This is a genomic window from Streptomyces sp. NPDC039480 (assembly GCF_055597165.1).
On record NZ_JBVITX010000001.1, the window covers coordinates 385,473 to 409,767 of the forward strand.

Here is a 24,295-nt window from a genome sequence, read left to right on the forward strand (position 1 = left end):
TGCTGAAGAGTCGAGTACTGATGTGTCCGCTTCGGGTGTGTCCGGTACGGGAGAGTCCGCTGCGGGCGCGTCGAGTACCGAAGCCAAGCTTCGTCAGTATCTGAAGCGGGTCACGGTGGACCTCGGCCAGGCCCGCCGGCGGCTGCGCGAGGTGGAGGAGCGGGCCCAGGAGCCGATCGCCATCGTCTCCATGGCGTGCCGCTTCCCCGGCGACACCCGCACGCCCGAGGCGTTGTGGGACCTGGTCGCCGAGGGCGGCGACGCCATCGACGACTTCCCCACCAACCGCGGTTGGGACCTGGAGAGCCTCTACCACCCGGACCCCGACCACCCCGGCACCAGCTACGTGCGACGCGGCGGGTTCCTGTACGACGCCCCCGCGTTCGACGCGTCGTTCTTCGGGATCAGTCCGCGCGAGGCCCTGGCCATGGACCCGCAGCAGCGGGTGCTCATGGAGACGGCCTGGCAGCTCCTGGAGCGGGCCGGCATCGACCCGGCGTCGCTGAAGCTGAGCGCCACCGGCGTCTACATCGGCGCGGGCGTGCTCGGGTTCGGCGGCGCGCAGCCCGACAAGACGGTGGAGGGCCATCTCCTGACCGGCAGCGCGCTGAGCGTCCTGTCCGGCCGTATCTCCTTCACGCTCGGTCTCGAGGGCCCGTCGGTCAGCGTCGACACGGCGTGCTCCTCCTCACTGGTCTCCATGCACCTGGCGGCCCAGGCGCTGCGGCAGGGGGAGTGCGATCTCGCGCTGGCCGGTGGTGTCACCGTGATGTCGACGCCCGGCGCGTTCACCGAGTTCTCCCGCCAGGGCGCGCTGTCCCCCGACGGCCGCTCCAAGGCGTTCGCGGCATCGGCCGACGGCACCGGCTTCTCCGAGGGCGCGGGACTGCTCCTCCTGGAGCGTCTCTCCGACGCGCGCCGCAACGGTCACAAGGTGCTCGCGGTGATCCGCGGCTCCGCCGTCAACCAGGACGGCGCGAGCAACGGTCTCACCGCCCCCAACGGCCCTTCCCAGGAACGCGTCATCCGCGCCGCCCTCGCCAACGCGGGCCTGGGCGCCGCCGAGGTCGACGCGGTCGAGGCGCACGGCACGGGCACGCGGCTCGGCGACCCCATCGAGGCAGGTGCGCTGCTCGCCACCTACGGCCGCGACAGGGACGAGGACCGGCCGCTGTGGTTGGGCTCCGTCAAGTCGAACATCGGGCATCCGCAGGGCGCCGCGGGCGTCGCGGGCGTCATCAAGATGGTGATGGCGCTGCAACGCGAACTGCTGCCCGCCACCCTGTACGTCGACGAGCCCACCCCGCACGTCGACTGGTCCTCGGGCACCGTCAGGCTCCTCACCGAACCGGTCCCGTGGACCCGCGGCGAGCGCCCGCGCCGCGCGGGCGTGTCCGCCTTCGGCATGTCCGGGACGAACGCCCACGTGATCCTGGAGGAGGCGCCGCCCGCGGAGACGCATCCGGCTGCGGAGGCACCGGCAGAAGGGGTGCCCACCGAGGAGACGCCCGCCGCCGAGGCCCCCGAGCCGGCATCCGTGAGGCCGGAACCGACCACACGCACAGTCATCCCGTGGGTCGTCTCCGCCCGGGGCGAGGAGGCGCTGCGCGCCCAGGCCGCACAGCTCGCCGAGCACGTGAGCGGCGACGACCAGCGGCCGGCGTCACCCCTGGAGGTGGGGTGGTCGCTGGCCACGACGCGGTCGGTGTTCGAGAACCGGGCCGTCGTCGTCGGGGACGACCACGACGCGCTCCTCGACGGAATCCGGTCGCTGGCGGCAGGGGAGGCGTCGCCGGACGTGGTGGCCGGTGCGGTCGGCCCTAAGGGTCCCGGACCGGTCATGGTGTTCCCCGGCCAGGGCGGCCAGTGGGTGGGCATGGGGGCCCGGCTCCTCGACGAGTCCCCGGTCTTCGCGGCCCGGATCGCCGAGTGCGAGCAGGCCCTGTCGGCGTACGTGGACTGGTCCCTGACCGACGTGCTGCGCGGGGACGGGGCGGAGCTGGCCCGGATCGACGTCGTCCAGCCCGTGCTGTGGGCCGTCATGGTCGCGCTCGCCGCCGTCTGGGCGGACCAGGGCATCGAACCCGCCGCCGTCGTCGGCCACTCGCAGGGCGAGATCGCCGCGGCGTGCGTCGTGGGCGCCATCTCCCTGGACGAGGCGGCACGCATAGTCGCCGTACGCAGTGTGCTGCTGCGGCAGCTGTCCGGACGCGGCGGCATGGCGTCCCTGGGGATGGGCCAGGAGCAGGCCGCCGAACTGATCGACGGACACCCGGGCGTGGTCGTCGCGGCCGTCAACGGGCCGTCGTCCACCGTCATCTCGGGCCCGCCCGAGGGCATCGCCGCCGTCGTCGCCGACGCCCAGGAGCGCGGCCTGCGCGCCAGGGCCGTCGCCTCCGACGTCGCGGGCCACGGGCCGCAGCTCGACGCGATCCTCGACCAGCTCACCGAGGGCCTGGCCGGCATCCGGCCCGCCGCCACCGACGTCGCGTTCTACTCCACCGTCACCGCCGGGCACCTCACCGACACCACCGAGCTCGACACCGCGTACTGGGTGCGGAACGTGCGTCGGACGGTGCGTTTCGCCGACACGATCGACGCGCTGCTCGCGGACGGGTACCGCCTGTTCATCGAGGTGAGCCCGCACCCCGTCCTCAACCTCGCGCTGGAAGGCCTCATCGAACGGGCGGCCGTGCCCGCCACGGTCGTACCGACCCTGCGCCGCGACCACGGTGACGGGGCGCAGCTCACCCGTGCCGCCGCCCAGGCCTTCGCCGCCGGTGCGGACGTCGACTGGCGGTGCTGGTTCCCGGCCGACCCCGCCCCCCGTACCGTCGACCTGCCCACCTACGCCTTCCAGCGCCAGGACTACTGGCCGGCCCCCACGGGCGGGCGGTCCGGCGACCCCGCAGGGCTGGGCCTCGCCGCCTCGGGACACCCGCTCCTCGGAGCCTCCGTCGGCCTCGCGAGCGGGGACGTACACCTGCTGAGCGGGCGGGTGTCCCGGCAGTCCGCCGCCTGGCTGGACGACCACGTCGTGGCGGGCCAGGCCCTGGTGCCCGGCGCGGCACAGGTGGAGTGGGTGCTGCGGGCCGCCGACGACGCGGGCTGCTCGGCCCTGGAGGAACTGACGCTGCAAACCCCGCTCGTGCTGCCCGACACCGGCGGCCTGCGGATCCAGGTCGTCGTGGAAGCGGCCGACGCACACGGCCGGCGCGACGTCCGGCTGTTCTCCCGCCCCGATGACGACGATGCCTTCGCGTCGACGCACCCCTGGACCTGCCATGCCACCGGCGTGCTCGCCCCCGCCCCGGCCTCCGCACCGACGGACGGCAGTCCTGGCGGCCCGCCGGACACCACCGCCGAAACGCGGTACGCCACCGCCGATACCCTGGACGGCGCATGGCCCCCGCCCGGCGCCGAACCGGTGCCCGCCGAGGGCCTCTACGCGCAGGCCGACCGCACCGGCTACGGATACGGCCCCGCCTTCCGGGGCGTACGGGCCCTGTGGCGCCACGGCAAGGACGTCCTGGCCGAGGTGACGCTGCCCAAGGAGGCCGGTGACCCGGACGGCTTCGGCATCCACCCGGCCCTCCTCGACGCCGTCCTGCAACCCGCCGCACTGCTGCTGCCGCCCACCGACGCCGAACAGGTCTGGCTGCCGTTCGCCTGGAACGACGTGGCGCTGCACGCCGTACGCGCCACCACGGTGCGGGTGCGCCTCACCCCGCTCGGCGAGCGGATCGACCAAGGGCTGCGCATCACCGTGGCCGACGCCGTGGGCGCGCCCGTGCTCACCGTCCGCGACCTGCGCTCGCGCCCGACCGACACCGGCCGCCTCGCCGCGGCCGCGTCCCGTGACCGGCACGGACTGTTCGACCTGGAGTGGATCACCCCGGAGAACGGGGTGGGACCGGCCCGGGATGCGTCCGAAGAGTGGGTGACACTCGGCGAGGATGCCGCGAGCCTCGCGGACCTGCTTGCGTCCGTCGAGGCAGGCGCTCCGGCGCCACGGCTGGTGGCCGCCCTCGTCGAACCCGACCGGACCGACGACGGCCTGGCACTCACCACCCACGTCCTCGACCTCGTACAGACCTGGCTCGCCTCGCCCTTGCACGACTCCCGCCTGGTCCTCGTGACGCGAGGGGCAGTGACGGATGTGGATGTGGACGTGTCCGTGGACGTGGATGTGGCTGCCGCGGCCGTTTGGGGTCTGGTCCGCAGCGCCCAGTCGGAGCACCCCGGCCGCTTCACACTGATCGACCTCGGCCCCGACGACACGCTCGCCGCAGCCATGGAGGCGGCGCACCTGGACGAGCCTCAACTGGCGCTGCACGGCGGCGAGATACGAGTGCCGCGGCTGGTCCGCGCCACGACCGCCCCGACTGCATCGAGCGGGACGCCGCCGGTCGACCGGACGGCGGGCCCGTCCGAAGGGCTCCACCGGAACGGTACGGTTCTCATCACCGGCGGCACCGGCGTACTCGGCCGACTCGTGGCCGAACACCTGGTCACGGAGTGGGGCGTACGACACCTGCTGCTCGCGAGCCGACGCGGCGACCAGGCACCGGGCGCCACCGAACTCCGAGCCCATCTCAGCGAATTGGGCGCCACCGCCGAGATCGCCTCGGCCGACGTCGGCGACGCGGAAGCGGTCGCCGAGCTGATCGCGTCGGTCGACCCGGCGCACCCGCTCACCGGCGTGATCCACGCGGCCGGGATCCTGGACGACGCCGTGATCACCGCGCAGACCCCCGAAAGCCTCGCACGGGTGTGGGCGACAAAGGCGACGGCGGCACGCCACCTGCACGAGGCGACACGGGAGACACCCCTCGACTTCTTCGTGGTGTTCTCCTCGGCGGCCGCCTCGCTCGGCAGCCCAGGCCAGGCCAACTATGCGGCGGCCAACGCCTATTGCGACGCCCTCGTCCAGCACCGTCGTGCGCAAGGCCTCGCGGGCCTGTCGATCGCCTGGGGCCTGTGGCAGGCGACCAGCGGCATGACCGGGCAGTTGAGCGACACCGACCTGGCACGCATGAAGCGCACCGGGTTCGCCGCGCTGACCGACGAGGGCGGCCTGGCCCTGCTCGACGCCGCCCGCGCCCACGACCGGGCCTACGTGGTCGCGGCCGACCTCGACCCGCGCGCCGTGACCGACGGCCTGTCCCCGCTCCTGCGCGCCCTGACGGCGCCCACCACGCGGCGGCGCGTGGCCTCCGAAGGCCTCGCGGACGGAGCGCTCGCGACCCGCCTGGCCGGCCTCGACGCGGACGGCCGTCTGCGGCTCCTCACCGATGTCGTACGCGAGTACGTCGCGGCCGTACTCGGCCACGGTTCCGCCGCCCGGGTGAGCGTCGACATCGCCTTCAAGGACCTGGGCTTCGACTCGCTGACAGCGGTGGAGCTGCGCAACCGGCTGTCGGCCGCCTGCGACATACGGCTGCCCGCCACACTGATCTTCGACCACCCCACCCCGCAGGCTCTCGCCACCCACCTGGTGGACCGCTTGGCGGGCACCTCGGCGACCACGACGGCCCCGGCGGCCGCCCAGGCCCAGGCGAAGGCCGACACCGCCCCCGACACCGACGACCCGATCGCCATCGTCGCCATGACGTGCCGCTTCCCGGGCGGCGTCGCGTCCCCCGACGACCTGTGGGACCTGCTCGACGCGCGCAAGGACGCGATGGGCGCCTTCCCCACCGACCGCGGCTGGGACCTGGAACGCCTCTTCCACCCCGACCCGGACCACCCCGGCACCAGCTACACCGACCAGGGCGGATTCCTTCCCGATGCGGGTGATTTCGATGCGGCGTTCTTCGGGATCAATCCGCGTGAGGCGTTGGCGATGGATCCGCAGCAGCGGTTGTTGCTGGAGGCGTCGTGGGAGGTGTTCGAGCGTGCAGGTATCGACCCGACGACGCTCAAGGGCAGCCCGACCGGCACATACGTGGGCCTGATGTACCACGACTACGCCAAGTCCTTCCCCACGGCCGACGCCCAGTTGGAGGGCTACTCCTACCTGGCGAGCACCGGCAGCATGGTCTCCGGCCGCGTCGCCTACACCCTCGGCCTGGAGGGCCCGGCGGTGACGGTCGACACCGCGTGCTCGTCGTCCCTGGTCTCCATCCACCTGGCGACACAGGCACTCCGGCACGGCGAGTGCGACCTCGCCCTGGCAGGCGGCGTGACCGTCATGGCCGACCCGGACATGTTCGCGGGCTTCTCGCGCCAGCGCGGCCTGTCACCTGAGGGCCGCTGCAAGCCCTACGCGGCCGGGGCCGACGGAGTCGGATTCTCCGAGGGCGTAGGTGTGTTGCTGCTTGAGCGGTTGTCGGATGCCCGGCGTAACGGTCGCCGGGTGTTGGGTGTGGTGCGGGGTTCGGCGGTGAATCAGGACGGTGCGAGTAATGGTTTGACGGCGCCGAATGGTCCTTCGCAGGAGCGGGTGATTCGTCAGGCGTTGGCCAGTGGTGGTCTGTCGTCGGTGGATGTCGATGTGGTGGAGGGGCACGGTACGGGGACGACGCTGGGTGATCCGATCGAGGCGCAGGCGTTGCTCGCCACGTATGGACAGGGGCGCCCGGAGGATCGCCCGCTCTGGCTCGGCTCAGTGAAGTCGAATATTGGTCATACGCAGGCGGCTGCGGGTGTTGCGGGTGTCATCAAGATGGTGATGGCGATGCGGCGTGGTGTGGTGCCGGCGAGTTTGCATGTGGATGTGCCGTCGCCGCATGTGGAGTGGGATGCGGGTGCGGTTCGGTTGGCGGTGGAGTCGGTGCCGTGGCCGGAGGTGGAGGGTCGTCCGAGGCGGGCGGGTGTGTCGTCGTTCGGTGCTTCGGGGACGAACGCGCATGTGATTGTGGAGGCTGCTCCGGCTCCGGTCAGCGGCGAGGCTCCCGAGACTGAGACTGAGACTGAGGCTGGAGCTGGGTTGGTGCCGTGGGTGGTGTCGGCCCGTAGCCCGCAGGCCCTGCGCGAACAGGCACTGCGTCTACGTGACTTCGCCGGTGACGCGTCCCGTGCGCCGCTCACCGAGGTGGGCTGGTCGTTGCTGAAGACGCGTGCGCTGCATGAGCACCGCGCCGTTGTGGTGGGCGCGGAGCGGGCCGAGCTGATCGCCGGTCTGGAGGCGCTGGCGGCGGGCGAGCCACATGCGGCACTGATCGGTCCATCCTGCTCGCAGGGTCGGGCGAGCGGCGATGACATGGTGTGGCTGTTCAGCGGGCAGGGCAGCCAGTTGGTCGGTATGGGTGCGGGTTTGTATGAGCGGTTCCCGGTGTTCGCGGCTGCGTTTGACGAGGTGTGCGGCCTGCTGGAAGGCGAGCTGGGGATCGGGGCCGGTGGGCTGCGGGAGGTGGTTTTCCGTGGTCCGCGGGAGCGGTTGGATCACACGATGTGGGCGCAGGCGGGGTTGTTTGCGTTGCAGGTGGGGTTGGCCCGGTTGTGGGCGTCGGTAGGTGTGCGGCCGGATGTCGTGCTCGGGCATTCGATTGGCGAGATCGCGGCCGCTCATGTGGCGGGAGTCTTTGACCTGGCGGGTGCGTGCCGGGTGGTGGGTGCGCGGGCCCGTTTGATGGGTGGGCTGCCTGAGGGTGGGGCGATGTGTGCGGTGCAGGCCACGCCCGCCGAGCTGGCCGCCGATGTGGATGGCACGGATGTGAGTGTGGCGGCGGTCAACACGCCTGATTCCACTGTCATTTCGGGGCCGTCGGGTGAGGTGGATCGGGTTGCGGGGTTGTGGCGGGAGCGGGGTCGTAAGACGAAGGCCCTGAGCGTGAGTCATGCTTTCCATTCGGTCTTGATGGAGCCGATGCTCGCGGAGTTCACCGAAGCGATACGAGAGGTCAAGTTCGCGCAGCCTTCGATCCCGCTCATGAGCAACGTCTCCGGAGAACGCGCCGGTGAGGAGATCGCGTCTCCGGAGTACTGGGCGAGGCATGTGCGCCAGACCGTGCTGTTCCAGCCCGCCATTGCCCAAGTGGCGGAGTCGGCAGGCGTGTTCGTCGAGCTCGGCCCTGCGCCCGTACTGACCACTGCCGCCCAGCACACCCTGGACGAGTCGGACAGTCAGGATTCGGTGCTGGTCGCGTCTCTCGCCGGTGAGCGCCCTGAGGAGTCGGCGTTTGTGGAGGCGATGGCTCGTCTGCACACCGCTGGTGTCGGTGTGGATTGGTCGGTGTTGTTCCCGGCTGATCCGGTGCCTGGGGTGGTGGATTTGCCGACGTATGCGTTCCAGCGGGAGCGGTTCTGGTTGAGCGGCCGTTCCGGGGGCGGGGATGCGGCGACTTTGGGGTTGGTGGCGGCGGGGCATCCGTTGTTGGGTGCGGCGGTGGAGGTTGCGGACCGGGGTGGGTGTCTGCTGACTGGGCGGCTGTCGCGTTCTGGAGTGTCTTGGCTTGCTGATCATGTGGTGGCTGGGGCGGTGCTGGTTCCGGGTGCGGCGTTGGTGGAGTGGGCGTTGCGGGCCGGTGATGAGGTCGGTTGTGGAGCGGTTGAGGAGTTGATGTTGCAGGCGCCTTTGGTGGTGCCTGAGGCGTCGGGGCTGCGGGTGCAGGTTGTGGTGGACGAGGCGGATCAGGACGGGCGGCGCGGCATCCAGATCTACAGTCGGCCTGACGCGGCGGACACCGTGGGCGGCGATGACTCGTGGATCTGCCACGCGGCCGGCGTACTGTCTCCCGAAAGCGCCGGTGCGGCTGCTGAGTTGGGCGGTGTCTGGCCGCCGGCCGGTGCCGAGCCGGTGGATGTCGCGGACTTCTACGCGCAGGCCGACGAGGCCGGGTACGGATACGGTCCGGCGTTCCAGGGCCTGCGTGCGGTGTGGCGGCACGGCCAGGACCTGCTGGCCGAGGCCGTCCTGCCCGAAGCCGCCGGTGCCCACGACGGTTACGGCATCCACCCCGCCCTCCTCGACGCCACCCTCCATCCGTTCCTCGCCGCCCGCTTCATGGACGGTTCCGAGGACGATCAGCTCCACGTACCGTTCGGGTGGACCGGGGTGTCTCTGCGGGCGGTCGGAGCCACGACTGTGCGCGTTCGCCTCCGTCCGGTCGGGGAGAGCCTCGACCAAGGGCTGAGCGTGACGGTCACCGATGCGACCGGCGGTCCCGTTCTGAGCGTCGACTCCCTCCAGACACGCCCTGTGAAGCCGGGCCAATTGGCTTCCGCCCAACAGCGTGACGTACGGGGCCTGTTCACTGTGGAGTGGACGCCGCTTCCGCTGTCGCGGACGGATACCGGTGAGGGTGCGGACTGGGTTGTGCTCTCGGAGGGTGTCGGCCGCCGCCTGGCTGATGTGGTGTCGGCGGCGGGTAGTGAAGTGCCGTGGGCCGTGGTCGCTCCCGTCGCAGCGTCCGCAGGCGATGGTGCTGGCGGCCAGGACGGGCGGCTGGTCGCGGAGCGGGTGCTGTCGCTCGTACAGGAGTTCCTGGCTACGCCGGAGCTGTCCGAGTCCCGCCTCCTCGTGGTCACGCGTGGTGCGGTGTCCACCGGCGTCGACGGTGACGGTGACGTGAACGCGGACGTCGCCGCCGTATGGGGCCTGGTCCGCAGTGCCCAGTCCGAGAACCCGGGCCGCTTCATCCTGCTGGACGTGGCCGGCGGCCACCCGCACCCGGGCGACGGCAGGGGACTGCCGCACGCCGCCCTGCGCCACGCCGCCGAAGAACTCGACGAGCCCCAACTCGCCCTGCGCGACGGGCAGCTCTACGTTCCACGGCTGACCCAGGCGCGCCACTCCACCGAACTCGCCGCACCGCCCGGCGAACCGGCATGGCGACTGCGAATGGTGCGCGACGGCTCACTGGACGACCTGGCCGCTGTGGCCTGCCCGGAGGCCCTGGAGCCCTTGGCGCCGGGCCAGGTTCGTATCGCCGTACACGCCGCGGGCATCAACTTCCGCGACGTACTCGTCGCATTGGGCATGGTCCCCGCGTACGGAGCCATGGGCGGCGAGGGTGCCGGTGTCGTCACGGAGGTCGGTCCCGAGGTCACCCATGTCTCGGTGGGCGACCGCGTGATGGGCGTGTTCGAGGGCGCGTTCGGCCCTGTCGTGATCGCCGAGGCGCGGATGGTCACGCGGGTCCCGCAGGGCTGGGACATGCGGGAGGCGGCCGGTATCCCGGCGGCGTTCCTCACGGCTTGGTACGGGCTGGTGGAGCTGGCAGACCTTAAGGCGGGCGAGCGTGTGTTGATCCATGCCGCTACGGGTGGTGTGGGGATGGCGGCGGTGCAGATCGCCCGTCACCTGGGCGCCGAGGTGTTCGCCACCGCGAGCCCCGCCAAGCATGCCGTGCTGGCGGAGATGGGCATCGACGCCGCCCACCGCGCCTCCTCCCGGGACCTCGCCTTCGAGGACGCTTTCCGCCAGGCCACCCGCGGGCGCGGCATGGATGTCGTACTGAACAGCCTTGCCGGCGAGTTCATCGACGCCTCCCTGCGATTGCTCGGCGACGGCGGCGGGCGGTTCCTGGAGATGGGCAAGACCGATGTGAGGGCCCCCGAAGAGGTGGCCGCCGAGTACTCGGACGTCTCGTACACGGCGTACGACCTCGTCGGTGATGCCGGACCCGACCGCATCAGCAGCATGCTGGACCGGCTCGTCGAATTGTTCGCCTCAGAACGGCTTAAGCCGTTGCCGGTACGTTCCTGGCCGCTGGACAAGGCGCAGGAGGCGTTCCGGTTCATGAGTCAGGCGAAGCACACCGGCAAGCTGGTGCTTGAGATCCCGCCTGCCCTCGACCCCGAGGGTACGGTTCTGGTCACCGGGGGCACCGGCGCGCTGGGTCAGGTCGTGGCCGAGCATCTGGTGCGGGAGTGGGGCGTACGTCACCTGCTGCTGGCCAGCCGCCGTGGGCCGGAAGCCCCGGGCAGCGGTGAACTCATCGACAGGCTGGCCGAATTGGGTGCCGAGGTGACCGTCGCGGCGGCCGATGTCAGCGATCCGGCCTCGGTGGTGGAGCTGGTCGGTAAGACGGATCCCTCGCATCCGTTGACGGGTGTCGTGCATGCGGCGGGCGTCTTGGAGGACGGGGTAGTGACCGCGCAAACACCTGAGGCGTTGGCGCGGGTGTGGGCGGCCAAGGCCGCTGCGGCCGCGAATCTCCATGAGGCGACCCGGGAGATGCGCCTCGGCCTGTTCGTGGTGTTCTCCTCCGCTGCCGCCACGCTCGGCAGCCCGGGCCAGGCCAACTACGCGGCCGCCAATGCCTATTGCGACGCGCTGATGCAGCACCGCCGGACCCGGGGCCAGGCAGGCTTGTCCGTCGGCTGGGGCCTCTGGGAGGCACCGGACGCCAAGACGGGCGCCGCTGCCGCCAGCGGGGCTCCCCAGGGCATGACCGGCGGACTCAGCGACACCGACGTGGCCCGCATGGCACGCATCGGCGTCAAGGGCATGAGCAACGCACACGGTCTCGCCCTACTCGACGCCGCGCACCGCCACGGCCGCCCCCACCTCGTGGGATTCAACCTCGACCTGCGCACCCTGGCCACGCACCCCGTGCACACCCGGCCCGCCCTTCTCCGCGGCCTCGCCGCTCCCGCCGCCGGTGGGGCGAGCAGGCCGACCGCGACGGCGGGCGGACAGCCCGCCGATCTGGCGGGCCGGCTGGCCGCGCTGTCGCCGTCCGACCGGCACCACACACTGGTGCGGCTCATCAGGGAACAGGCTGCCACCGTGCTCGGGCACCACCCGGACAGTCTCACCACGGGCAGCACCTTCAAGGAACTCGGATTCGACTCCCTGACCGCGGTCGAACTGCGCAACAGGCTGTCCGCCGCCACCGGCCTGCGGCTCCCCGCCGGCCTGGTCTTCGACCACCCGGACGCCGACATCCTGGCCGCACACCTCGGCGCGCAACTCGCCCCCGACGGCGACACGCCCGCCGGGGCGGAAGCCACCGACCCGGTCCTCCGCGACCTGGCGAAACTCGAGAACGCCCTCTCCTCCACCCTCGTCGAACACCTCGACGCCGACGCGGTCACGGCCCGACTGGAATCACTCCTGTCGAACTGGAAGGCGGCGAGCGGGACGCCCGGCTCGGGCAGCACGAAGGAGCAGCTGCAGGTTGCCACGACCGACCAGGTCCTCGACTTCATCGACAAAGAACTGGGTGTGTGAAACGACCGTGCACGGCGCGACAACCACGCTGAAGGCTGGGTGAACTCTCATGGCGAGTGAAGAGGAACTGGTCGACTACCTCAAGCGGGTCGCCGCCGAACTGCACGACACCCGGCAGCGCCTGCGCGAGGTGGAGGACCGGCGGCAGGAGCCGGTGGCAGTCGTCGGCATGGCCTGCCGTTTCCCCGGCGGCATCGAGACACCCGAGGGACTGTGGGAGCTGGTCGCCGCCGGCGACGACGCCATCGAGCCCTTCCCCACCGACCGTGGCTGGGACCTGGAAGGCATCTACCATCCCGACCCCGACCACCCGGGGACCTGCTACGTCCGGGAGGGCGGGTTCCTCGCCGCCCCCGACCGCTTCGACTCCGACTTCTTCGGCTTCAGCCCGCGCGAGGCCCTGGCCAGCAGCCCGCAACTGCGACTGCTCCTGGAGACCTCCTGGGAGGCCCTCGAACGGGCGGGCATCAACCCCGCCTCGCTCAAGGGCAGCCCCACCGGCGTCTACGTCGGCGCCGCGACCACCGGCAACCAGACCCAGGGCGACCCCGGCGGCAAGGCGACCGAGGGGTACGCGGGCACCGCGCCCAGCGTCCTCTCGGGCCGCCTCTCCTTCACGCTCGGCCTGGAGGGCCCGGCGGTGACCGTCGAGACCGCGTGCTCCTCCTCGCTGGTGGCGATGCACCTGGCGGCCAACGCCCTGCGCCAGGGCGAGTGCGACCTCGCTCTCGCGGGCGGCGTCACCGTCATGTCCACCCCCGAGGTGTTCACGGGGTTCTCGCGTCAACGGGGTCTGGCCCCCGACGGCCGCTGCAAGCCGTTCGCCGCCGCGGCCGACGGCACGGGCTGGGGCGAGGGCGCGGGCCTGATCGTGCTGGAGCGCCTCTCCGACGCCCGTAGAAAGGGCCACAAGGTCCTCGCGGTGATCCGGGGTTCGGCGATCAACCAGGACGGCGCGAGCAACGGCTTCACCGCGCCCAACGGCCCCTCGCAGCGCCGCGTCATCCGCCAGGCACTCTCCAGCGCCCACCTCTCCACGTCGGAGATCGACGTCGTCGAGGCCCACGGCACCGGCACCAGGCTCGGCGACCCCATCGAGGCCGAGGCGCTGATCGCCACCTACGGCAAGGAGCGCGAGGACGACCGCCCCCTGTGGCTCGGCTCGGTCAAGTCCAACATCGGCCACACGCAGGCCGCGGCGGGCGTCGCCGGTGTCATCAAAATGGTGATGGCGCTCCAGCGCGAACTGCTCCCCGCCACCCTGAACGTCGACGAGCCGACCCCGCACGTCCAGTGGGACGGCGGCGGCGTACGCCTCCTGACCGAACCGGTCCCGTGGGCGCGCGGCGAACGCCCGCGCCGCGCCGGAATATCTTCCTTCGGCATCTCGGGCACGAACGCCCATGTGGTCCTGGAAGAGGCCCCGCCGGAGGACGACCAGCCCGAACCCGTGGTGGCGGAGCCGGGCGGGGTGGTGCCGTGGGTGGTCTCCGCGCGGACCGAGGAAGCGCTGAGCGAACAGGCCCGGTGGCTGGGCGAGTTCGTGACCGACACGAACCCGTCGACCACTGACGTCGGGTGGTCACTCGCCACGAGCAGGGCGCTTCTTGAACACCGGGCTGTGGTCGTGGGGCGTGACCGGGATGCGCTGACGGCGGGTCTGGGGGCGTTGGCAGGCGGTGAGGCTTCGGCTGATGTGGTGGCCGGGGTTGCTGGTGATGTGGGGCCTGGGCCGGTGTTGGTGTTTCCGGGGCAGGGGTCGCAGTGGGTGGGGATGGGTGCTCAGCTGCTGGATGAGTCGCCGGTCTTCGCGGCGCGGATCGCGGAGTGTGAGCGGGCGCTTTCGGCGTACGTGGACTGGTCGCTGAGGGAGGTGTTGCGCGGGGACGGGAGTGAGCTGTCCCGGGTCGAGGTCGTGCAGCCGGTGCTTTGGGCGGTGATGGTCTCGCTGGCTGCGGTGTGGGCGGATTACGGCATCACTCCGGCTGCTGTGATCGGGCATTCGCAGGGTGAGATGGCTGCCGCGTGTGTGGCGGGGGCGCTGTCTTTGGAGGATGCGGCGCGGATTGTTGCGGTACGTAGTGACGCGCTTCGTCAGTTGCAAGGGCACGGGGACATGGCTTCTCTGGGGACCAGCTCGGAGCGCGCTGTTGAGCTCATCGGGGATCGGCCTGGCGTGTGCGTGGCAGCGGTCAACGGGCCTTCTTCGACGGTCATTTCGGGACCGCCTGAGCATGTGGCAGCGGTTGTCGCCGACGCGGAGGCGCAGGGGCTCAGGGCCCGTGTCATCGATGTCGGGTACGCCTCCCACGGCCCCCAGATCGACGAACTCCGTGATCTCCTTACCGACCGGCTCGCCGATATCCAGCCGACGACCACGGACGTGGCGTTCTATTCCACGGTCACCGCCGAGCGCCTGACGGACACCACGGCCCTCGACACCGACTACTGGGTCACCAACCTCCGCCAACCCGTCCGTTTCGCCGACACCATCGAAGCGCTGCTGGCCGACGGTTATCGCCTCTTCATCGAAGCCAGCGCTCACCCGGTGCTGGGTCTGGGCATGGAGGAGACCATCGAGCGGGCGGACGTCTCCGCCACCGTCGTGCCGACCCTGCGCCGCGATCACGGTGACGCGGCGCAGCTCACCCGTGCCGCCGCGCATGCCTTCGCCGCCGGTGCGGACGTCGACTGGCGACGTTGGTTCCCGGCCGACCCCGCCCCGCGTACCGTTGACCTGCCCACCTACGCCTTCCAGCGTCGCAGCTACTGGTTGCCGGTGGACGGTGTCGGAGATGTGCGGTCGGCCGGGCTGCGGCGGTTGGAACACTCGCTGCTGCCTGCGGCGCTCGGCCTCGCCGATGGTGCGCTCGTATTGACCGGGCGGCTCGCGGCGACCGGTGGTGGTGGCGGGTGGCTCGCCGACCATGCGGTGGCGGGTACGACGCTCGTCCCCGGTGCCGCGCTGGTCGAGTGGGCGCTGCGGGCCGCCGACGAGGCGGGCTGCCCCACCCTTGAGGAGCTGACACTCCAGGCGCCCCTGGTGCTGCCCGGCTCCGGGGGCCTCCAGGTCCAGGTGGTCGTGGGTGCGGGCGACGGGCAGGGCGGCCGGCGTGAGGTGCGCGTCTTCTCGCGCGTCGACGCGGACGACGAGGCAGCGGGGCAGGATGAAGGATGGTCGTGTCACGCGACCGGTGTGGTGAGCCCCGAACCCGGTGCGGTACCGGACGGGCTGAGCGGACAGTGGCCGCCGACGGGGGCCGAGCCGCTGGAGATCAGTGACCTGTACGAGCAGGCGGCATCGGCGGGATACGAGTACGGGCCGTCGTTCCGGGGCCTGCGCTCCGTGTGGCGGCACGGGCAGGACCTGCTGGCAGAGGTGGAGCTGCCCGAACAGGCGGGTGCGTACGACGACTTCGGCATTCACCCCGTACTGCTGGACGCCGCACTGCACCCGGCGCTGCTGCTCGACCAGAACGCGCCCGGCGAGGAGCAAGGGCAGTCCCTCCGCCTGCCGTTCGCGTGGAACGGTGTCTCCCTGTGGGCCACCGGCGCCGCAACCGTGCGGGTGCGGCTGACCCCGCACGGCGGAGCGGAGACGGACGACGGCGCCGGACTGCGCGTGACGGTCGCCGACGCCACCGGAGCGCCCGTGCTGAGCGTGGACTCCCTGGCTCTGCGGCCCGCCGACCCCGAACTGCTGCGCACGGCCGGTCAGGCAGGCGGCGGCACCAACGGCTTGTTCACGGTGCAGTGGACCGCTCTGCCGCCGTCGGCCGTGGTGGACCACGCCGCAGACGACGGCTGGGCGGTGCTCGGTCAGGACGTACCGGACTGGGCCGGAACGGACATCCCCCGGCATCCCGACATGGCATCCCTGTCGGCCGCGCTGGACGAGGGAACGCAGGCCCCCGCGACCGTCTTCGTAAAGACCACCGCCACGTCTACTGCGACAGAAGGCGCCACAGCGGACGCGACGCTCGACGCGTCCGGCCTGGCCCTCGCCGAGCGCACCCTGCGCCTGCTGCGGGACTGGCTCGCCGAACCACGCCTCGCCGAGACCCGGCTCGTCCTCCTCACCCAACACGCGGTGACGCCGACCCCAGCCGACGGCGACGACGCGACCCCCGTGCCCGTCGACGTCCCGGCCGCCGCCCTGTGGGGACTGATACGCAGCGCACAGACCGAACACCCGGACCGCTTCGTCCTGTTGGACACCGACACGAACCTCGGCACCAACACCAACACCGAAACCGGCACCGTCATCGCGAGGGCCCTCGCCTCCGGGGAGCCACAGCTGGCCGTGCGCGCGGGAGAACTGCTGGTTCCCCGCCTCGCCCGAGGCGTCACCCCCACACGCGAGACACAGTCCGACACCGGTACGGGGCCCGGGGCCGGGCCCGACGGAACGCTGGACCCCGACGGCACCGTCCTCATCGCGGGCGGCACCGGCATGATGGGCGGTCTCGTCGCCGAACACCTGGTCCGCGCCTGGTCGGTGCGGCACCTGCTGCTCGTCAGCCGACAAGGCCCCGACGCGCCGGACGCCCGCGAGCTCGCCGACCGACTGACCGGCCTGGGAGCGACGGTGCGGATCGTCGCGGCCGACCTGACGGACGGGCGGGCCACCGCTGACCTCGTCGCGTCGGTCGTCCCGGCGCACCCGCTCACCGGTGTGATCCACGCGGCCGGCGTCCTGGACGACGCGGTGGTCACCGCGCAGACCTCCGACCAGCTGGCCAGGGTGTGGGCGGCCAAGGCGTCCGTCGCCGCCAACCTGGACGCGGCGACGTCGGAGCTGCCGCTCGGCCTGTTCGTGATGTTCTCTTCTGCCGCCGGTGTCCTCGGAAACGCGGGCCAGGCCGGCTACGCGGCCGCCAACGCCTTCGTCGACGCCCTGGTAAGCCGCCGCCGCGCCACCGGCCTGCCTGGTCTGCCCGGCCGGTCCGGCCTGCCGGGCCTGTCGATCGCCTGGGGTCTGTGGGCGCGCGGCAGCGCCATGACCCGGCATCTGGACGACGCCGACCTCGCGCGGCTGCGCGCCGGCGGGGTGAAGCCGCTGCTGGACGAGCAGGGCCTCGCTCTCCTCGACGCGGCGTGCGCCGCCGCCGCGCACACCTCGCCGGTGGTCGCGGCCGGTATCGACGTACGCGGTCTGAACAGGGACGACGTCCCCGCGATCCTCCGCGACCTGGCGGGCAGGACCCGCCGCAGGGCGGCGGCCGACTCCGCCGTCGACCAGGCCGCGTTGGAGCGACGCCTCGCCGGCCTGGACGAGGCCGAGCGCCGGGCTGTCGTCACCGACGTCGTACGCGAGTGCGTGGCGGCCGTGCTCGGCCACCGGTCGGCGGCCGACGTACGCACCGAGGCCAACTTCAAGGACCTCGGCTTCGACTCGCTCACGGCGGTGCAACTGCGCAACCGCCTCTCGGCGGTGAGCGGCCTCCGCCTGCCCGCCACACTGGCCTTCGACCACCCCACCCCGCAGGCGCTGGCGGCGTACCTCGGCACGCGCCTGGGCGGCCGGACCGCGACACCGGCCACCCCCGCCGCGCCCGTGGCGCTTTCTGTGCCCGCGACGGACGACCCGGTGGCGATTGTCGCGATGGCCTGCAAGTACCCGGGCGGAGCGACTTCACCGGAAGGACTCTGGGACCTGGTCGAGGCGGGCGTGGACACGGTCGGCGCCTTCCCGACGGGCCGAGGCTGGGACCTGGAACACCTCTTCCACCCGGACCCGGACCACCCCGGCACCAGCTACGCCGACGAAGGAGCATTCCTTCCTGACGCGGGTGATTTCGATGCGGCGTTCTTCGGGATCAATCCGCGTGAGGCGTTGGCGATGGATCCGCAGCAGCGGTTGTTGCTGGAGGCGTCGTGGGAGGTGTTCGAGCGTGCGGGTATCGACCCGACGACGCTGAAGGGCAGCCCGGTCGGCACGTATGTCGGCGTGATGTACCACGATTACGCGGCGGGCCTGGCCCAGGACGCCCAACTAGAGGGCTACTCCATGCTCGCCGGCTCCGGCAGCGTCGTGTCCGGCCGTGTCGCCTACACCCTGGGTCTGGAGGGCCCGGCGGTGACGGTCGACACCGCGTGCTCCTCATCCCTGGTCTCCATCCACCTGGCGGCGCAAGCACTGCGACAGGGAGAGTGCACGCTCGCTCTCGCGGGCGGCGTCACCGTCATGGCCACGCCCGAGGTGTTCACCGGCTTCTCGCGCCAGCGAGGCCTGGCCCCCGACGGCCGCTGCAAGCCCTTCGCCGCCGCTGCGGACGGGACTGGCTGGGGCGAGGGCGTGGGTGTGCTGCTGCTTGAGCGGTTGTCGGATGCGCGGCGTCATGGTCGCAGGGTGTTGGGTGTGGTGCGGGGTTCGGCGGTGAATCAGGACGGTGCGAGTAACGGTTTGACGGCGCCGAATGGTCCTTCGCAGGAGCGGGTGATTCGTCAGGCGTTGGCCAGTGGTGGTTTGTCGTCGGTGGATGTTGATGTGGTGGAGGGGCACGGTACGGGGACGACGTTGGGTGATCCGATCGAGGCGCAGGCGTTGCTGGCGACGTATGGGCAGGGTCGGTTCGAGGGTCGGCCGTTGTGGCTGGGTTCGGTGAAGTCGAATATTGGTCATACGCAGGCGGCTGCGGGTGTTGCGGGTGTCATCAAGATGGTGATGGCGATGCGGCGTGGTGTGGTGCCGGCGAGTTTGCATGTGGATGTGCCGTCGCCGCATGTGGAGTGGGATTCGGGTGCGGTTCGGTTGGCGGTGGAGTCGGTGCCGTGGCCGGAGGTGGAGGGTCGTCCGAGGCGGGCGGGTGTGTCGTCGTTCGGTGCTTCGGGGACGAACGCGCATGTGATCGTGGAGGCTGCTCCCGCTGGGCTGGGGGAGGAGTCGAGGCCGGTCAGCGGCGAGACTCCCGGGGTCGAGGATGCGGCTGGGTTGGTGCCGTGGGTGGTGTCGGCCCGTAGCCCGCAGGCCCTGCGCGAACAGGCATTGCGTCTGCATGATGCCGTGGCGGCCGACGTGGCGGTGTCGGTGCGGGATGTGGGCTGGTCCTTGCTGCGCTCGCGTGCGCTGTTCGATCAGCGGGCGGTGGTGGTGGGACGGGAGAGGCCTGAGCTGCTGGCGGGGCTTGCTGCGTTGGCCGCCGGTGAGGAGCACCCTGCTGTGACGCGGTCGCGTGATGATGTGGTCGCTGCGACGAGCGGTGATGTGGTGTGGCTGTTCAGTGGGCAGGGCAGCCAGTTGGTCGGTATGGGTGCTGGTTTGTATGAGCGGTTCCCGGTGTTCGCGGCTGCGTTTGATGAGGTGTGCGGCCTGCTGGAGGGCGAGCTGGGGGTCGGGGCCGGTGGGTTGCGGGAGGTGGTTCTCCGTGGTCCGCGGGAGCGGTTGGATCACACGATGTGGGCGCAGGCGGGCTTGTTTGCGCTTCAGGTGGGGTTGGCCCGCTTGTGGGAGTCGGTCGGTGTGCGGCCGGATGTCGTGCTCGGGCATTCGATCGGCGAGATAGCGGCAGCCCATGTGGCAGGGGTTTTCGATCTGGCGGACGCGTGCCGGGTGGTGGGTGCGCGGGCTCGTTTGATGGGTGGGCTGCCTGAGGGCGGAGCGATGTGCGCGGTGCAGGCCACACCCGCCGAGCTGGCCGCCGACGTGGATGGTTCGGCCGTGAGCGTGGCGGCGGTCAACACACCCGACTCCACTGTCATTTCGGGGCCGTCGGATGAAGTGGACCGGATCGCGGGACTGTGGCGGGAGCGTGGGCGTAAGACGAAGGCCCTGAGCGTGAGTCATGCCTTCCATTCGGCGTTGATGGAGCCGATGCTCGCGGAGTTCACCGAAGCGATACGAGAGGTCCAGTTCGCGCGACCGAGGGTTCCGCTCATCAGCAACGTCTCAGGTCTGGAGGCCGGTGAGGAGATCGCGTCCCCGGAGTACTGGGCGCGCCACGTGCGCCAGACAGTGCTCTTCCAGCCCGCCGTCGCTCAAGTGGCGTCCAAGGCCGGCGTTTTCGTAGAGCTCGGCCCAGGCCCCGTACTCACCACTGCCGCCCAGCACACCCTGGACGAGTCGGACAGTCAGGATTCGGTGCTGGTCGCGTCTCTCGCCGGTGAGCGTCCTGAGGAGTCGGCGTTTGTGGAGGCGATGGCTCGTCTGCATACCGCTGGTGTCGGTGTGGATTGGTCGGTGTTGTTCCCGGCTGATCCGGTGCCTGGGGTGGTGGATTTGCCGACGTATGCGTTCCAGCGGGAGCGGTTCTGGTTGAGCGGCCGTTCTGGGGGTGGGGATGCGGCGACTTTGGGGTTGGTGGCGGCGGGGCATCCGTTGTTGGGTGCGGCGGTGGAGTTCGCGGACCGGGGTGGGTGTCTGCTGACTGGGCGGCTGTCGCGTTCTGGTGTGTCTTGGCTTGCTGATCATGTGGTGGCTGGGGCGGTGTTGGTGCCGGGTGCGGCGTTGGTGGAGTGGGCGTTGCGGGCCGGTGATGAGGTCGGTTGTGGGGCGGTGGAGGAGTTGATGTTGCAGGCGCCTTTGGTGGTGCCTGAGGCGTCGGGGTTGCGGGTGCAGGTTGTGGTGGACGAGGCGGATCAGGACGGGCGACGCGGCGTCCAGATCTACAGTCGGCCTGACGCGGCGGACGCCGTGGGCGGCGATGACTCGTGGATCTGCCACGCGACCGGCATCCTCACTCCCCAGCCCACTGACACTCCGGACAGCGGACTGGCCGGGGCGTGGCCCGCAGCGGGCGCCGTGCCGGTGGACCTGGCGGGCTTCTACGAGCGTGTGGCGGACGCGGGCTATGCGTACGGTCCCGGGTTCCAGGGCCTGCGTGCGGTGTGGCGGCACGGCCAGGATCTGTTGGCCGAGGTCGTCCTGCCCGAAGCCGCCGGCGCCCATGACGGCTACGGCATCCACCCCGCTCTCCTCGACGCCACCCTCCACCCGGCCCTGCTCCTCGACTGGCCCGGGGAGGCGCAGGACGACGACGGGAAGGTCTGGCTGCCGTTCACCTGGAACCAGGTTTCCCTGCGGGCTGCGGGAGCCGCCACCGTACGCGTACGTCTCTCGCCTGGCGAGCACGACGAGGCTGAACGGGAAGTGCGGGTACTGATCGCCGACGCCGCCGGGACCGACGTCCTGAGCGTGGGGTCGGTGACGTTGCGGCCCGCCGACATCCGGCAGCTGCAGTCGGTACCGGATCGCAACGACGGTCTGTTCTCGGTGGACTGGACACCGCTTCCGCTGGCGCGGACAGATGAAAGCGCGGATGCCGACTGGGTTGTGCTCTCGGAGGGTGTCAGCCGCCTGGCAGATGTAGTGCCGACGGCGGGTGGTGAAGCTCCATGGGCCGTGGTCGTTCCCGTCGATCCATCTTCTGGCGCCGGCCGTGAGGTTCTTGACGGTCGGCTGGTCGTGGAGCGGGTGTTGTCGCTCGTGCAGGAGTTCCTGGCCACGTCGGAGTTGTCCGAGTCTCGGCTCCTCGTAGTCACTCGTGGTGCGGTGACCACCGGCATCGATGGCGACGGCGATGTGGACGCGTCCGCCGCAGCGGTATGGGGCCTGATCCGCAGCGCTCAGTCCGAGAACCCGGGCCGCTTCATCCTGCTCGACGTGGGCGACGACCTGCACCCGGATGGCAGGGGACTACCGCACCCCACCCTGCGCCACGCCGCCGAAGAACTCGACGAACCCCAACTCGCCCTGCGCGACGGGCAGCTCTACGTCCCGCGCCTGGTCCGCGCCCCCGGTGGTGGGCTCGTCGCCGCGCCCACCGACCGTGCCTGGCGCCTGGACAAGGGGAGCACCGAGACGCTGGAGGGCGTGGCGCCGGTCGCGTACCCCGAAGTGATGGAGCCCCTTGGCCCCGGCCAGGTTCGCCTCGGCATCCACGCGGCGGGCATCAACTTCCGCGACGTCCTGGTCAGCCTCGGCATGGTGCCCGGTCAGGTCGGTCTGGGCGGTGAAGGCGCCGGTGTCGTGACGGAGACAGGTCCCGGCGTCACGCACCTGTCGGTCGGCGACCGCGTGATGGGCGTCCTCCATGGCTCCTTCGGCCCGACGGCCGTGGCGGACACCCGCATGGTCGCGCCGGTCCCGCAGGGTTGGGACATGCGGCAGGCGGCCGCGATGCCCGTCGCGTATCTGACAGCTTGGTACGGGTTGGTGGAGCTGGCAGACCTGAAGGCGGGCGAGCGTGTGCTGATCCACGCTGCCACGGGTGGTGTGGGGATGGCGGCGGTACAGATCGCCCGTCACCTGGGTGCCGAGGTCTTCGCCACCGCGAGTCCGGGCAAGCACGCCGTACTGGCGGAGATGGGCATCGACGCGGCGCACCGCGCCTCCTCCCGGGACCTCGCCTTCGAGGACACGTTCCGCCAGGCCACCGGCGGGCGTGGCATGGACGTCGTACTCAACAGCCTGACCGGCGAGTTCATCGACGCCTCCCTGCGGTTGCTCGGCGACGGCGGCGGCCGGTTCCTCGAAATGGGCAAGACCGATGTGCGCGCATCGGAGGAGGTGGGCGCGGAGTACCCGGGTGTCAGCTACACCGTGTACGACCTGGTCACCGACGCGGGACCGGATCGCATCGCGGTCATGATGGGTGAGCTGGGAGAGAGGTTCGCTTCCGGTGCCCTTGACCCGCTGCCGGTGCGTTCCTGGCCGCTGGACAGGGCACGTGAGGCGTTCCGGTTCATGAGTCAGGCCAAGCACACCGGCAAACTCGTACTCGACGTACCCGCGCCGCTCGACCCCGACGGCACCGTTTTGATCACCGGGGGCACGGGGGCGCTGGGTCAGGTCGTGGCCGAGCATCTGGTGCGGGAGTGGGGCGTACGACACTTGCTGCTGGCCAGCCGCAGCGGGCCGGAAGCCCCGGGCAGCGAGGAACTGACCGACAAGCTCAAGGAGTTGGGCGCCGAGGTCGCCATTGTCGCGTCCGACGTCAGCGATCCGGCCTCGGTGGTGGAGCTGGTCGGTAAGACGGATCCCTCGCATCCGTTGACGGGTGTCGTGCATGCGGCAGGCGTGTTGGAGGACGGGGTCGTGACCGCGCAAACACCTGAGGGGTTGGCGCGGGTGTGGGCGGCCAAGGCCGCTGCGGCCGCGAATCTCCATGAGGCGACCCGGGAGATGCGCCTAGGCCTGTTCGTGGTGTTCTCCTCCGCTGCCGCCACGCTCGGCAGCCCGGGCCAGGCCAACTACGCCGCAGCAAACGCCTATTGCGACGCGCTGATGCAGCACCGCCGGACCCGGGGCCAGGCCGGCCTGTCCGTCGGCTGGGGCCTCTGGGAGACCCCGGACACCCAGACGGGCACCGCCGCCGACGAGGCTCCCCAGGGCATGACCGGCGGACTCAGCGACACCGACGTGGCCCGTATGGCACGCATCGGCGTCAAGGCGATGAGCAACACACACGGCCTTGCCCTGTTCGACGCCGCGCACCGCCACGGCCGCCCCCACCTCGTCGCCGTCGACCTGGACACCCGCGTCCTGGCACACAAACCCGCCCCGGCCCTTCCCTCCCTCCTGCGCGCCTTCGCCGAAGGTCAAGGAGCCGGCCGGGGCGGCGGTCAGGCCGGCGGCCGGGCACGACCGACAGCCGCCACCGCCCGGCAGAACGTCGACTGGACCGCGAAGCTGTCCGCGCTGACCGCCGACGAACAGCACCGCACCCTCCTCGACCTGGTACGGACCCACGCGGCCGCCGTCCTCGGGCACGCGGGTACGGACGCCGTACGCGCCGACGCCCCCTTCCAGGATCTCGGCTTCGACTCCCTCACCGCGGTCGAACTGCGCAACCGCCTCTCGGCCTCCACCGGTCTGCGCCTGCCCGCCACGTTCATCTTCCGGCACCCCACCCCGTCGGCCATCGCCGAGGAACTGCGCGCACAGCTGGCCCCCGCGGGAGCCGACCCGGCCGCGCCGCTCTTCGGTGAATTGGACAAGCTCGAGACGGTGATCGCGGGGCACGCACACGACGAGAGCACCCGGACCCGCCTCGCGGCACGCCTGCAGAACCTGCTGTGGCGCCTGGACGACACGTCGGCCCGCTCGGACCACGCGGCCGGCGACAGTGACGCCGACGGTGACGCCGCCGAGAACCGAGACCTCGAATCCGCGTCGGACGACGAGCTCTTCGAGCTGATCGACCGCGAACTGCCTTCTTGATCAGGAGTGGAGAA

At 71.2% G+C, this 24,295-nt stretch carries 2 protein-coding genes; both read left to right on the forward strand.

The features are described from left to right. The first annotated feature begins 37 nt into the window (after positions 1–37). Entirely contained in the window at positions 38–12,121 is a 12,084-nt protein-coding gene (locus ACZ56E_RS01625) for an SDR family NAD(P)-dependent oxidoreductase (RefSeq protein WP_471209694.1), read from the forward strand. 49 nt (positions 12,122–12,170) lie between these two features. Further along, the gene (locus ACZ56E_RS01630) at positions 12,171–24,281 is read left to right on the forward strand and encodes an SDR family NAD(P)-dependent oxidoreductase (RefSeq protein ID WP_471209697.1); all 12,111 of its coding nucleotides are present in this window, start codon (positions 12,171–12,173) and stop codon (positions 24,279–24,281) included. Positions 24,282–24,295: the final 14 nt, after the last annotated feature.